The sequence below is a fragment of the Streptomyces tanashiensis genome, from assembly GCF_014648895.1.
Classification (GTDB): domain Bacteria; phylum Actinomycetota; class Actinomycetes; order Streptomycetales; family Streptomycetaceae; genus Streptomyces; species Streptomyces tanashiensis.
In genome coordinates this window covers 229,948-242,937 of sequence record NZ_BMRZ01000007.1, presented here as the reverse complement: position 1 = coordinate 242,937, position 12,990 = coordinate 229,948, and the positions used below count along the sequence as shown (strand labels likewise).

Sequence of the window (12,990 nt, the reverse complement as noted above, 5' to 3'; positions counted from 1 at the left end):
TCTCAGTGGGTGGCGCGGCGGGCGTCCTCGGTGATCAGCTGGTGGAGGCGGTCGGCCATGGCGACCGCGAAGGAGGGGTCGTTCACGTGCGCGTCGAGTTCGTGGACGCGGACCTCGCCGCCCCGGACGGCGGCGCGCAGCGCGTCGAGCCCGGCGCGGTTCGCCTCCGGGTGCTCGAAGGGCCCGTCGGCCACGTCCACGGCGGAGACGCCGCGCAGCGGCCAGAAGACCTCGGCGGGGCCGCGCGCGGTGCGGAGTTTGCGGCCCATGACGGTGCCGAGGTCGGCCATCTCGGGTGCGGTGGTCCGCATCAGGGTGACCGTCGCGTTGTGGACGAGCAGGTGCCGTTCGGTGAAGCGCTCGGGGACGGTCGCGACCGGCCCGAAGTTGACCATGTCGAGCGCTCCGGGGGCGACGACCTGCGGGATGCCCATGGCGCCGGCGGCGGTGAGCCGGGACGGGCCCGCGCTGAGCACGCCGCCGACGAGCTCGTCGGCGAGCTCGGTGGTGGTCAGGTCGAGGACGCCGTCGAGCATGCCGTCCCGGGCGAGCTTCTCGACGGCCCGGCCGCCGGCGCCGGTGGCGTGGAAGACGAGGACCTCGTAGCCGAGTTCGGCGAGCCGGGCGCGGGCCGTGTCGACGGCCGGGGTGGTCACGCCGAACATGGTGGCCGCGACGACCGGCCGTCCCCGGCCGGCGGACTCGTCGTGGTTGCGCTCGTGGCGGCGGGCCATGCCCGCGGCGGCCGCGGCGGCGTTGCCGAGGACCTGGCAGGACACCGAGTTGAGCCCGGAGATGTCGACGACGCTGTACATCATGGTGAGGTCGCTGCTGTCGACGTACGGGGCGACGTCACCCCCGGCCATGGTGCTGACGAGCACCTTCGGCACGCCGATGGGCAGCGCCCGCATGGCCTGGGCGGCGATCGCGGAGCCGCCGCTGCCGGCCGCGGCGAGCACGGCGTGCAGCTTTCCCTTGCGGTAGAGGTCGACGACGATCCTGCTGAGGCCCTGCGCCATGGCGGTGACGGCCGCGCCGCGGTCCCCGGCGGCCCTGAGCCGCGCCAGGTCGTGTCCCGCGGCCCGCGCGACGACGTCGGCGGGGACGTCGGCCGCCGGCGCGTGGGCCGGCGGCGGCAGGATCCCGGTGTCGACGAGGAGGACCTCGCTGCCGTACTCCCTGAGCCGCTCGCGCAGCCAGGCGTACTCCTCCCCCTTGGTGTCCAGTGTGCCGACCAGCACGACGGTCGCCATGCCCTCACCCTTCTCCCGGTCCCGTACCCGTGTCCCGGTCCCGTGCCCCGGTCCCGCCGGTGTCGATCCTCCGTCGGGTGACCTGCGACGACAACGACCAGTCGGGGCGGATTGGCCTGCGTCGTGGAGATCGCCGAGCGGGAGCCGTGCAGCAGGATGGGTGTCATGGCCAGGATTGCTTCGACCCGTCTGTCCCGACTCCTCACCGGCTGGTCGTCGGAGGGTGCGGGCCCGCTGCCACGGCGGCTCGCGGACGCGCTGCGGGAGTTGGCCGAGCGCGGGGACGTGCCCGGCGGCAGCGTGCTGCCCTCGCAGCGCGAACTGGCCCTGGTGCTGGGGGTGAGCCGGTCCACCGTGACGGCCGCGTACGGGCTCCTGGAGGGCGAGGGGTGGCTGGAGAGCGTGCGCGGCAGCGGCTCGCGGCTGCGCGGGTCGGGCGCGCTCGACCGGTACGTCGCCGAGGGCCGGCTCGTGAGCTTCAGCGCGCGGTCGGGAGGCTCCGGCACCGCGGACCTGTCGAGCGGGGCGCTGCCCGGGCTCGACGCGGTCGGCGAGGCCGTCGGGGCGCTGACCCACGGCGACCTGGGCGGACTGCTCGGGGACGACGGCTACCACCCGTACGGGATTCCCGCGTTGCGGGAGGGCATCGCCGCGTACTACCGGGCGGCGGGGGTGGCGACGGATGCGGAGCAGATCCTGGTGACCTCGGGTTCGCAGCAGGCGGTGTGGCTGGTGGCGCAGGCGCTGGTCGAGCCGGGCGACACGGTGGTCGTGGAGGACCCCACCTACCGGGGAGCCCTGGAGGCCCTGCGGGCCCGGGGCGCCCGTCTCGTCCCGGTCGGCGGGGACGGGGCGGAAGGCGGCGCGGGCGGGACGGGTCCGGCGGAGCTGCGGCGGCTCTGCGCCCACGGGCGGCCGCGGCTCGTGTACCTCCAGCCGACGGTCCACAATCCGACCGGACGCACCCTCGGCGGCGCGGCGCGCCGGGAGTGGCGGCGGGTCCTCGCGGAGCATGAGCTCTTCACGGTCGAGGACACGGCCTGCGCCGAACTCGCCCTGGGGGACGGGGGGAGCGACGGGGCCGGCGCCCCGGTTCCGCTCGTGGCCGGCCTCCCGATGGGCTCGACGGTCACCGTCGGGACCCTCTCGAAGCTGTTCTGGGGCGGGCTGCGGGTGGGCTGGGTGCGGTCCTCGCCGCAGGTCGTGGCCCGGCTCGCGAAGATCAAGACCTCGGTGGACCTGGCCTGCTCGGTGATGGACCAGCTCGTCGCCGTCCGCCTCCTCGACCGGCTGCCCGAGGCCCGCGCCCGGCGCAGGGCCGAGCTGCGGGGGCAGCGGGACGCGGCCGAGGCCCTGGTGCGCGGGGCGGCCCCGCACTGGGAGTGGACCAGGCCGGCGGGCGGCCCCGCCCTGTGGGTGCGGATCCCCGGCGCCGACACGGAGGCCCTCGCCCAGCTGGCGCGGCGGCACGGGGTGTCGGTCGTCCCCGGGGCGGCGTTCTCGCCGGTGGACGGCTTCCGGGACCGGCTGAGGCTGCCGTACGCGCACGGGACGGAGGCGCTGGCCGCCGCGCTGCCCACCCTCCTGGAGTGCGCGGAGCGCGCGGCCGGCTGACGGGGGCGCGGAGCCCGGGCGCCCGCTCAGGGGTGCATCCGGGCCCCCTTGAGCACCTTGTCGACGGCGTTGCGCGGCCCGTACACGGCGAGCCCCGCCAGATCGAGCTCTCCCGCGCCGACGGCCCGTACGGCCGCGCGGTTGTCCCGGTCGTTGCCGGTGGTGAAGAGGTCGGTGGTGAACACGGCGCGGGGCAGCCCGCGGGAGAGGGCCCGGCCGTGCGCGGCGGTCAGCGTCTCCTCGGCCCCCTCGAAGACCAGGACGGGCTGTCGGAACATCGGCAGGTAAGGGGTGCCGTCCGCGTCGGCGTACGGCTCGCCGATCACCTCGGGGAGCTCCGTGCCGAGGCCGCTGACCAGGAAGGCCGTCACGTTCAGCCGCTGCCAGGTCTCCAGGTCCTCGCGCAGCAGCACGGCGATCTTCGTGTCGAAACGTACGGGCGTGTGGTCGGTGGTCGTCATGGTCCGAGACTGCCGCCGGGCCCGCCGCGCGGTCTTGTACATTTCTTGCATGGTGGCCCGCACGGTGACCCGGCAGGAGGTCTCGGCGTGGCGCCCGGGCGTGCCGGGTGTCGTGGAGGTGTTCCACGCCCGTTTCACCGAACACGCGTACCCGATGCACGTGCACGACGTGTGGACGCTGCTCATCGTCGACGACGGCGCGGTCCGCTACGACCTCGACCGGCACGAGCGCGGCACTCCCGGCGACACGGTGTCCCTGCTCCCGCCGCAGGTCCCGCACAACGGCTCGCCCGCCACCTCCGACGGCTTCCGGAAGCGGGTCCTCTACCTGGACCTGACCCAGCTGGACGAGAGCCTCATCGGTCCGGCGGTGGACGCGCCCGACCTGGTCGACCCGCTGCTGCGGCGGCGCGTCGGGCAGCTGCACACCGCGCTCGCGGAGCCCGGTGACGAACTGGAGGCGCAGAGCCGCCTCGCCCTGATCGGCGACCGGCTGCGCGGCCATCTGCGGCCCCGGCTCGTCACGCCCGCGCGTGGCGCCGATCCCGGCCTGGCACACGGTCTGCGGGAGCTCCTGGACGCGCGCCTCGTCGAGGGCGTCACCCTGGACGAGGCCGCCCTGCTGCTCCACGCCCACCCCGCGCATCTCGTACGGGCGTTCAGCGGCGCCTTCGGCATCGCGCCGCACCAGTACCTGACGGCCCGCCGGATCGACCGGGCCCGGCGGCTGCTGCTGGACGGACGGCCGCCGGTCGAGGTGGCGGCCGCGACCGGCTTCTACGACCAGTCGCATCTGAACCGCTCGTTCAGACGGATCGTGGGCACCACCCCCGGACGCTTCGCCCGCGCGCGGCGGCCCGTCCCCGCCGCCCCGCCGCACGCCCTGCCGACGCCGACCCTCCGGCCGCACCCCGAACACCGGGGAGCCCGGGGGAGCGAGCGGGGAGCGGATGGCTGACCGAGTGGACAAGGGCTGATCGGCAAGGCGGTGCGCGTCCTCCTCGCGCACCCGGACGTCCGGGAGGAACTGCGCTCGGTCCCGGGCCTGTTGCCGCAGGCGGTGGACGAGTTCCCTCGGACCCCTCAGACGCCCAAGGCGCCCCGGGAACCCCTCCCCACCCTCCAGCGTTATACCCCCCAAGGGTATCCAGAGGAGGGGTTCCATGACCACGAGACGACTGCCCGCGCTCACCCCCGAGCAGGCACCCGGACGCGCACGCGAGCTGTTGACCGACCTCGTCGAACGGCACGGCTCCGTCGGCGAGATGGTGTCCACGATGGCGCACTCGCCCGCGCTGCTCGACGGCTATCTCGGCCTCTCGCGCGCCATGAAGCGGGTGAGGATCCCGCGCGCCCTGAGCGAGAAGCTGTCGCTCGCCGTCCAGGAGTGGATCGGCTGCGGCACCTGCCGCGAGGCGCACATCGAGGCCGGCCGCGCGGCGGGACTGACCGCGACCGACATCGGACTCGCCCGCCAGGGCACCTCGACCGACCCGCGCGAGGCCGCCCTGATCGGCCTCGCGCTCCGGGTCCTCGCCGAACCGGGCTCCCTGTCCGACGAGGACGTCCGGGAGGTCCGGGCACACGGCTGGAGCGACCGCGTGATCGCGGAGGTGGTCGGGGTGGTCACCCTCAACCTCCTCACCGGCGCCTTCAACCTCCTCGCGGGCATCCAGCCGGACCAGGAGGAGGACTGAGAGGGGCGAGGGAACGCCTCAGGAGGCCGACGGGGCCGTGAACGTGACGGCGGCGGCGGGCACGGTGGTCTCGGCGTCGCTGCCGAGGGCGTACGCCGCGACGCGGGAGACCGTCGCGGCCGGGACGGCCTCGGCGATGCCCGGTGCCGCCGGGATGTCCTGGGTGGCGTGGGCGTCGTGCGGGACGACGACCCGGTAGCCGAGCGCCAGGGCCGTACGGGCCGTCGCCTGCACGCACATCTCCGACATGACGCCGCAGACGGCCAGCGCCCGGACCCCCGCGTCCGTGAGGACCGTGCCGAGCGCGGTCTCCTCGAACCCGTCGTCATAGGGCTTGCGGATCACGACCTCGGTGGGTCCGGGGGCGACGGGGTGGTGGAGCTCCCAGCCGGGCGTGTGCGGTTCGTCGTCGGAGCCGGGCGGCCCGTCGTTCTGCAGGTGGGCGATGAACGCCCCGTCCCGCCGGGCGCGGGCGATCAGATCGGTCGTCCGGTCGACGAGCCGGCCGGCGGCCGGCACGGCCCCCTCGCCGGTGACGAAGGCCGACTGCACGTCGACGACGATGAGGGCATCCACGGGCTCAACGCGCTGGGTCATCCGGTCATCATCACTCCCACCGGCCCCGCCCGCCACGGGATTTCGCCCCGCCGGAGGGGCGGAGAACCCGCGTGCGCACGCCCCGGACCTGCGGGTACGCTCACGGGCCAGGACAAGGGAGGATCCACGTGGCCGAGTCGACGACGTCCGAGTGGTGGGAGCTGCTGCCGGACGGCATTCGCGGTCAGGTCGACGGGTACGTCCTCCAGGACGCCAGGTTCCAGGCGGTGCGGATCGTCTGGCAGACCTGCCGGGGCCGCGGTCTGGGGCTGCACGAGGCGGAGGAGGTCGTCCACGCGCGGTACCTCCACCACGGCGACCGGATCGCGCGCACCCCGCTGAGCCCCCTCGACCTGGAGTCCCTGGCCGCACGGGCCTCCGGCTGCCCCGGTTCGGTGGTCGCGATCGAGGCGGTCTGGGACGGCGACACGGTCCACGACTGGTTCGTGATCCTCCTCGCCGTCTCCGCCGAGCCCGCGGGCGAGCACCCTCTCGCCACGGTCTACCGGGAGACGGCCGTACGGTACCTGGGCGACGCGCGGGACGAGAGGGCGCTCCATCCGGAGGCCACCGCCGCCGGGGCGGCCGGCCGGGCCCTGGCCGAACACCTCTCGGTGCCCTTCCACTTCGGGAGCCCGGACACCCCGGACGACGGGGCACCGCGCTGGCGGCCGTGAGCATCCGCGGTTATCCGTTTGCCGTGGCCGGCGCCGTCGGACAGGGAGCCCGCATGCCGAGAGGTAGCACCGTCGGGCTCCGGGCCCGGCACGAGGACGACATCCCGATCCTGCGGACCGAGCTCTACGACGACGTGGTCAACGGCTCGCGGGCCGAGAGCGGGCCCTGGCGGCCGATCACGCCCGGCTCGAAGGATCCACGGCTCGTGGTGGACGACACCGACGAGCGGAACGTCCCCTTCTCCGTCGTGGAGTCGGAGGGCGGCACCCTGGTCGGCACCGCGACGCTCTGGGGCATCGACCACCACAGCCGGTCCGCGCACATCGGCCTCGGGCTGCTCCCCTCCGCCCGCGGCAAGGGCTACGGCACGGACGTGGTCGCGGTCCTCTGCCACTACGGCTTCATCGTGCGCGGTCTGCAGCGGCTGCAGATCGAGACCCTGGCGGACAACACCGCGATGCTGCGCTCGGCCGAGCGCAACGGCTTCGTCCGCGAGGGCGTCCTCCGCTCCTCGGCCTGGGTGCTGGGCGAGTTCCTCGACGAGGTGCTGCTCGGTCTCCTGGCGAGCGAATGGACGCCGGACGCGAAGGGCTAGGGCCTGCGCGGCCCCGGCCGCGATCCGCCGGACAGGCCCTGGTCAGCCGTCCTCCCCCGGCGCTCCGTCCTCGGCCCTCCGGGTGGCCCGGGCGAGCAGCCACCGGCCCGAGACGCCCGTGACGAGGAGTCCGGCGACGAGCGTGGCGAGGGCGGCGCCGGGACCCGAGGTCCAGTCGACCGCGGAGGAACGGACGGCGAGGACCACGGCGAGCGCGAGGGCCACCGCCGGAACGGCCCCCAGGGCGGGGCGGATACGGGCCAGGTCGTCCTCCACCAGGGAGCCGAGGACGCCGACCCCGAGGGCGAGCGCCCACACGCCGAGGCCCTGCGCGTCGGCGCGGTTCACCGTCCACGGGAGCAGGGCGCCCCAGAAGGCGGGGAAGAACAGCAGACCCGCGCCGATGCCGAGCCATCCCGAGCCGAGCACGGCGAGCGGCGGCTTCGACCAGGCGGGCAGCGGGACGGCCGGGCGGCGCGCTTCCGTCCCCGCGCCCGCGGGCCGTCTGCGGTACTGCGCGGCCAGGCAGCCGACCGCGGCGAGGGCGAGGACGCCCAGGGTGGCGACCCAGCCGAGGCTGAACAGGGCGAGGAACAGCGGGCCGCCCCGTACGGCCTGGAGCGTGCCGGCGTTCAGCAGGGTGACCGTGAACAGGCCGACGAGGACGATCGCGAGCGGCAGCACCAGGCACCGGACCTCCTCCCAGACCCGGGCCCGGCCGACGGTGAACAGCGCGGGCGCCACGCCCGCCATGGCCGCCCCGACGAGGCCGGGGCTCAGCGCCTCGGGCGAGACCCAGGCGCCCGCCGCGTGCCCGGTCAGGCCCGCCACGGCGAGCAGGGTGCCCACGGTGGCGCTGATGCCTCCGACGACGCCGCTCAGGACCACGACGGCGGGCGACAGCGCACGGCCGTCGGGGGTTCCGGCGCTCCTGTCCGTCTCCTGCGGAGCGATGCTCATCCCTGGGCTCCTTCCCGGGCCGGGCCCGCGACGACCGCTGTCGCCGCGGGCGGCGCCGCGCTCGTCGGACGGTCCGCGACATCCCCCTGCCGTTTCAGGAGTTCACGGGCGTGGAGGATCCTCAGGCTCACCACGGTGACGGCCGCGTAGGCGAGCATGCCGCAGCCGATGCCGACGCCCGCGACGAGGGCGGTGATCCGGTCGAGGCCCAGGGTCCGTTCGAGCACGGGCACGGTCACCGCCGAGAAGGCGGGGGCCAGGCACAGGGCGGCGAGGTGCAGCGACCACTCCTCGCGCGCCCAGTGGGCGCCCCGGGAGCCGGCGCGTGCGGCCCGTGCCGCGATGACGGCGTACGTCACGGCGTACGGGACGAGGTACGCGAGGAGCAGTCGCCGCCCGGCGGTTCCCTCGTCGAGGAACGCCGCCGTGATCCACACCAGGCCCGCCACGCCCGCGAGATGGGTGACGACCCGCACCGGGAGGGGGCACCAGGTGCCGGTCAGACCGGGGACGTCGGTACGCCGGTCGAGGGCGCGGGAGGCGAGGAGCGCGCCGAAGGAGACGAGCGCGCCGAGGTGCATGATCGCGACGCGGTTGATGTCACGGAGGTCGAGCCCGGGGTAGAGCGAGGGCAGCAGGCCCCATTCGACGCGCAGCAGCGGAGCGGTCATCAGGAAGCCGTAGCAGAGCAGCATCCAGCGCTGGTGGAGGTCCGGGAAGCCGCGGACGGCGGCGAGGACGCCGAAGGTCACGCTGCCGACGGTGCCGGCCAGGATGGTGGCGAGGACGATCCAGAACGCGGCCCCGCTGAAGGCCTCCGCCGGCGGGGTGCGCACCAGGTAGAGGGCGGCGCCCGCCATCGACACGTACACCGTCACGGCGAAGACGGTCCCGGCGATCCGGTGCAGCCGGATGCGGCGCCGGACGGCGGAGAGCAGTTGGACGGGGCCGAGGATCATGAGGAGGCCGCCCAGGACCGAGTGCACGATCAGGGGGACCAGGCTGCGCCCGTACGGTCCCATCCGGTCGCGCACGGCCTCGGCCACGAACTCGGGGGAGACGGAACGGCCGAGGAGCCACTCGCCGGGCGCGGGTGCTCCCGGCCTCGCGTACGGCCAGAGCTCGGTCATGGCGATCGGCGCGTACGCGAGGCAGACCACGGTCACCGCGACGGTGGCCGTCCTCCCCCATCCCCAACGCGTGCCGGTCGGACGCCTCATGGCGACACCTCTTCCTCGATAGTCCTGTCTGGACTATGGAGGAAGGTAGGGCCGGCGGCGACCGGGGTCAACCGGTCGGTAACAACGCGTCGTCGACCAGGGCCTCAGGGCTCGCGGCTCTCCACCCACTGCCAGAAGTCGACCATCATCCGCTCGTACCGGATGCCGAACTCCAGCGCCTCGCGCTGCCCGCGCGTCAGCAACTCGCCCACGTCGTGGGCCAGTCCCTCGTACTCGTCCAGGGTCCTGCGGTGCTCGTCGATCTGGACCGGGGCGTGGACGCGCGGGCTGGCCCCGAACCACAGCTTGAGGATGCCCCGTTCGCGCGCCTCGACCGGGACGAAGGCGGGGTCGGCCAGCCAGCCGCGCAGGGCCGCCGCCCCCTCCTCCGTGAGGCTCATCAGGCGCCGGTTGCGGCCCCCCGGCTGCCGCACCTCCGACAGCAGCCCCCCCTCCAGAAGCCGGTCGCACTGCGCGTACACCTGCGCGTGCGGCATGGACCAGAACGGGGCCACCGTCCGCGCGGCCTCCACCTTCACGTCGTACGGACTGGCCTCGCCCAGCTTGTCGATGATGCCGAGCACGAGGTAGGAGGGCGTGGTCAACCGGACTTCAGACATGCGGCGACCGTATCGCGGCGGGTCGGGGCGGGGACCGGGGCGAACCCCTCTCCCCCGCTACTCCGCCCGCAGCGCCCGCGCCGTGGCCGTCCGGGCCGCCCAGCCCGCCGGGAGCAGCGCGCCGGCCGTCGCGATCACGACACCCGCCGTCGCGAGGAGCACGAGCAGCGGCGTGCCGTACACGTCGATGTCGGCGGGCGGGATCGTGGTGCCGACCGCGCGGCCCATCGCGGGCATCACGGCGCCGTGGAGAGCCACGCCGAGCGGCACTCCGACGAGGCCCGACACGAGACCGATGGCGCCGACGGAGGTGAGGACCTGCGCGACGGTCTGCCGCGGGGTCATCCCCAGGGCCTTGAAGACGCCCAGGTCACGGACGCGGTCGCGGCTGTCGAGGACCACGGTGTTGAGCACCCCGAGGCAGGCGACGACGACCAGCATCAGGGTGAGCATGACGATCAGGGCCTGCATGGCCCGGATGACGCTCGACTTGCTCTCCCCGGTGACGGCGGCCTCGGCTCCGAGCGGTCGCACGGCGGCGTCGAGGCGCTCCGCGTAGCGTGCCGCGTCGGTGCCGGCGGTGACGGTCACGGCGAAGTCGGCGGGCTGGTGGCGGGCCCGGAGCGCGGCGACGGACGCCGCTCCGGTGCGCAGGGTCATGCCCTCGTCGCCGAGGTCGAAGACCTCGCCGACGATCCGGACGCGGACCGTGCGGCCCTGTTCGGAGAGGGTGACCGCGTCCCCGACGCGGACCCCGGTGGCGCGCAGGAAGCGGGTCGCCGCGACGGCCTCCCCGGTGGCCCCGAACCAGCGGCCGGAGACCATCGTGTGGCGGCTGCCGGCCGTGTCCCCCTCGTAGGCGACGAGGGGCGCGCCGCCCTTCAGCCCGGCCACGTCCAGTTGCGCGCGGGCCGTCCGGTACACCGAGTCCGTCCCCGGGAGCCCGGCGATCACCGCCGCCACGGCGGCCGGATCGGCCGGCTTCCCGGGCAGGGGCACTGCCCCGCCCGGCGTGTCGGGGTTCCCCCGGGGGAGGGCGACCGTGCGGACGGTGACGTCGCCGCCCCGGTCGGGATCGCCGTCGGCCTTGACGGCGACGAGCGTGCTGCCGAGTCCCACGGCGAAGGTCACCGCGAGGGCTCCGAAGGTCACCGCCGCTGCCGTGCTCGCCGCCCGCGCGGGGCGGGCGAAGGGCGCGGCGAGGCCGAGGGTCACCGGCCGGGGCAGCGGCAGACGCCCGAGCAGGCCGCGGATCCGGTGGCCCCGGCCGCCGCCGTCGGCGGGGCCGACACGGAGGACCGTCGCGGTCGGCAGCCGGGCCGCGCGCAGGGCGGGGGCGAGGGCGGTGGCGGCCACGAGGGCCAGGGCGGCGGCCGGTACGACGAGGTCCACCCACACGGGGACGAGGACCTCCGTCGTCCCGTACACCTCGGCCACCTCCGCCATGAGGGGCACGGCGAGCGCGTTGCCGAGGCCCACGCCGAGCACGGCACCCACCGTGCCGGGGATCAGGGCCTGGGCCACGTACGCGCGTCCCACCTGGAACGGGGTGAAGCCGAGGGACTTGAGGATCCCGATCCGGCGCGTCGCGGCGCCGACCGCTCCGCTCACCACGATGCCGATCACCAGCACCGACATCGCCAGGCCCAGGAGCGCGAAGGCGGTGACGAAGGGCACGAAGGCGGCCGTGGACTCGCGCGCCGTCTCCCGCACGTCGAGGTACGAACGGGTGCCGGTGACCGATCCGGCCGGCGCGGCGGCGGTGACGGCCTTCTGTCCCGCCGTCACCTCGTCGGCGGTGCCGGCGGCGGTGAGTCGGTAGAGCATCTGGAGCGCGGCGGGTCGCCCACCCGCGAGCGCCGTGAGCTGCTCGGGTACGACCCAGGCGTCGGCGCTCTCGCCGACCGACTCGGCGATGCCCACGACCGTGAGGGTGACGCCGCCGGAGGTGAGCCGGGCCCCCGGGCCCGAGCTCGGCGGTTCGGATCCGCGCTCCAGGACGATCTCGCCGGGTGCCGTGGCCCACCGGCCCTCCGTGAGGGTCACCGCGTCCACGGGGCCTGCGGGGGAGGCGCGGCCGACGACCGTGAGCGGTGGCGGCGCGAACCCGGGCGGGGCCGCCCGGTCCGCGCTCAGGCGCAGGGAGGCGACGGCGAAGGGGCCCGAGGCCGCGGCCACTGCGGACGCGCGGGCGGTGGCGGCGAGCCGCTCCGGGGTGACGGCCGCACCGTCGAACCGCACGGTCAGGTGGGCGCCCTGCTGCCGGGCGAAGGCCCGGTCGAAGGGCGCGCCGGAGGCGACGAGGAGGCCGAGGGCCAGGACGGCGGAGGCGACGGAGAGCAGCGTGGTGAGGACCATCACGGCGGTCTGTGTCCGGCGCCGTCCGACCCCGGCCCGCACGACCCGGCCGAGGGCCCCTCCCCCGCCGCTCCTTCCGCTGTCGCTCGCGGGATGCGCGCCGGTCCGGCCGAGGGCCCCGTCGGCGCTCCTTCCGCTTCCCCGCACGGGAACCGCGTTCATCGGGCCACCGCCCGGACGTCGCGGGTGACGCGGCCGTCGACGAGTTCGATCGTGCGCGTCGCGCAGGCCTCGGCGAGCGCGAGGTCGTGGGTGACGAGGACGATCGTCTGGCCTTCGGCGTTGAGGTCGCGCAGGAGGTCGCGGACGTCCGCGCCGGACGCGGAGTCCAGGGCTCCGGTGGGCTCGTCGGCGAGGAGCAGCGGAGGCCGGTTCATCAGGGCGCGGGCGACGGCGACGCGCTGCCGCTCGCCGCCGGAGAGACGGCCGGGACGCACGCGCGCGTGGCGGGCGACGCCGAGCCGTTCGAGGAGTTCGGCGGCGCGCGCGGCCGCCCGGCCGCGCGCCGCGCCGGCCAGCTGGGCGGGGAGCAGCACGTTGTCGAGGACGGTGAGGTCGTCGAGGAGGTTGAAGAACTGGAAGACCATGCCGACGCGCCCGCGCCGGTAGCGGGCGGAGGCCGTCTCGCTCAGCGTGTCGACGCGCAGCCCGTCCACGGTCACGTGGCCGGTGCTCGGCCGGTCGAGTCCGGCGAGGAGGTTGAGCAGGGTCGACTTGCCGCTGCCGGAGGGGCCGAGGACGGCGAGCGCCTCTCCTCGCGCCACCCGCAGGTTCAGTCCCGCGAGCGCCGCGGGCCCGTCGTCGTACGTCCTGCCGACCTCGCTCAGGTCGATCAGGGGCTCCGCTTCGGATGGGGTCATGGGGCCCTCCAGGGCTGGGGTCGGGATGTGCGGTCGGGGCCGGCCGGGCCACGGCCGACGCTAGGAGCGGCCAGCCC

At 75.4% G+C, this 12,990-nt stretch carries 13 protein-coding genes; 5 read left to right on the top strand and 8 right to left on the bottom strand.

Going from position 1 to position 12,990, the window contains the following annotated elements:
* Positions 1-2: 2 nt before the first annotated feature.
* Positions 3-1,253, bottom strand: a complete 1,251-nt coding sequence (locus IE237_RS22710) for a Tm-1-like ATP-binding domain-containing protein (protein WP_189803905.1) — start codon at positions 1,251-1,253, stop codon at positions 3-5.
* Between the two features lie 165 nt (positions 1,254-1,418).
* On the opposite strand from IE237_RS22710, the gene IE237_RS22705 reads away from it, so the two are divergent.
* A complete protein-coding gene (locus tag IE237_RS22705; RefSeq protein ID WP_189803904.1) occupies positions 1,419-2,867 on the top strand; it encodes an aminotransferase-like domain-containing protein in 1,449 nt (482 codons plus the stop codon).
* 26 nt (positions 2,868-2,893) lie between these two features.
* Here the strand turns inward: IE237_RS22705 and IE237_RS22700 are convergent, their stop codons facing one another.
* On the bottom strand, positions 2,894-3,328 hold the full coding sequence (locus IE237_RS22700) for a DUF2000 domain-containing protein (RefSeq protein WP_229842829.1): 435 nt from the start codon (positions 3,326-3,328) through the stop codon (positions 2,894-2,896).
* A gap of 49 nt (positions 3,329-3,377) precedes the next feature.
* On the opposite strand from IE237_RS22700, the gene IE237_RS22695 reads away from it, so the two are divergent.
* Both IE237_RS22695 and IE237_RS22690 read left to right on the top strand, forming a co-directional pair.
* On the top strand, positions 3,378-4,286 hold the full coding sequence (locus IE237_RS22695) for a helix-turn-helix domain-containing protein (RefSeq protein WP_229842828.1): 909 nt from the start codon (positions 3,378-3,380) through the stop codon (positions 4,284-4,286).
* Positions 4,287-4,491: 205 nt separating this feature from the next.
* Complete coding sequence (locus IE237_RS22690) at positions 4,492-5,025, top strand: carboxymuconolactone decarboxylase family protein (RefSeq protein WP_189803901.1); 534 nt, start codon at positions 4,492-4,494, stop codon at positions 5,023-5,025.
* 18 nt (positions 5,026-5,043) lie between these two features.
* On the opposite strand, the gene IE237_RS22685 is transcribed toward IE237_RS22690, so the two are convergent.
* Positions 5,044-5,622, bottom strand: coding sequence for an isochorismatase family protein (locus IE237_RS22685; protein WP_189803900.1), 579 nt, complete (start codon positions 5,620-5,622; stop codon positions 5,044-5,046).
* A 128-nt stretch (positions 5,623-5,750) separates the two neighbouring features.
* Between IE237_RS22685 and IE237_RS22680 the strand changes: the two genes are divergently transcribed.
* Complete coding sequence (locus IE237_RS22680) at positions 5,751-6,299, top strand: hypothetical protein (RefSeq protein ID WP_189803899.1); 549 nt, start codon at positions 5,751-5,753, stop codon at positions 6,297-6,299.
* A 53-nt stretch (positions 6,300-6,352) separates the two neighbouring features.
* Positions 6,353-6,895 (top strand): GNAT family N-acetyltransferase, encoded by a 543-nt coding sequence (locus IE237_RS22675; RefSeq protein ID WP_189803898.1) that lies wholly within the window; start codon positions 6,353-6,355, stop codon positions 6,893-6,895.
* 42 nt (positions 6,896-6,937) lie between these two features.
* On the opposite strand, the gene IE237_RS22670 is transcribed toward IE237_RS22675, so the two are convergent.
* From IE237_RS22670 to IE237_RS22650, 5 genes are all read right to left on the bottom strand, one after another.
* Positions 6,938-7,855, bottom strand: coding sequence for a hypothetical protein (locus tag IE237_RS22670; RefSeq protein ID WP_189803897.1), 918 nt, complete (start codon positions 7,853-7,855; stop codon positions 6,938-6,940).
* Positions 7,852-9,075 (bottom strand): DUF2306 domain-containing protein, encoded by a 1,224-nt coding sequence (locus IE237_RS22665; RefSeq protein ID WP_229842827.1) that lies wholly within the window; start codon positions 9,073-9,075, stop codon positions 7,852-7,854. Before IE237_RS22665 ends, IE237_RS22670 begins: the two co-directional genes overlap by 4 nt.
* Before the next feature lie 104 nt (positions 9,076-9,179).
* Entirely contained in the window at positions 9,180-9,695 is a 516-nt protein-coding gene (locus IE237_RS22660; protein ID WP_189803896.1) for a PadR family transcriptional regulator, read from the bottom strand.
* 57 nt (positions 9,696-9,752) lie between these two features.
* On the bottom strand, positions 9,753-12,215 hold the full coding sequence (locus IE237_RS22655) for an FtsX-like permease family protein (RefSeq protein ID WP_189803895.1): 2,463 nt from the start codon (positions 12,213-12,215) through the stop codon (positions 9,753-9,755).
* Positions 12,212-12,913, bottom strand: a complete 702-nt coding sequence (locus tag IE237_RS22650) for an ABC transporter ATP-binding protein (RefSeq protein WP_189803894.1) — start codon at positions 12,911-12,913, stop codon at positions 12,212-12,214. The genes IE237_RS22655 and IE237_RS22650 overlap by 4 nt, the downstream gene beginning before the upstream one ends.
* Positions 12,914-12,990 lie beyond the last annotated feature (77 nt).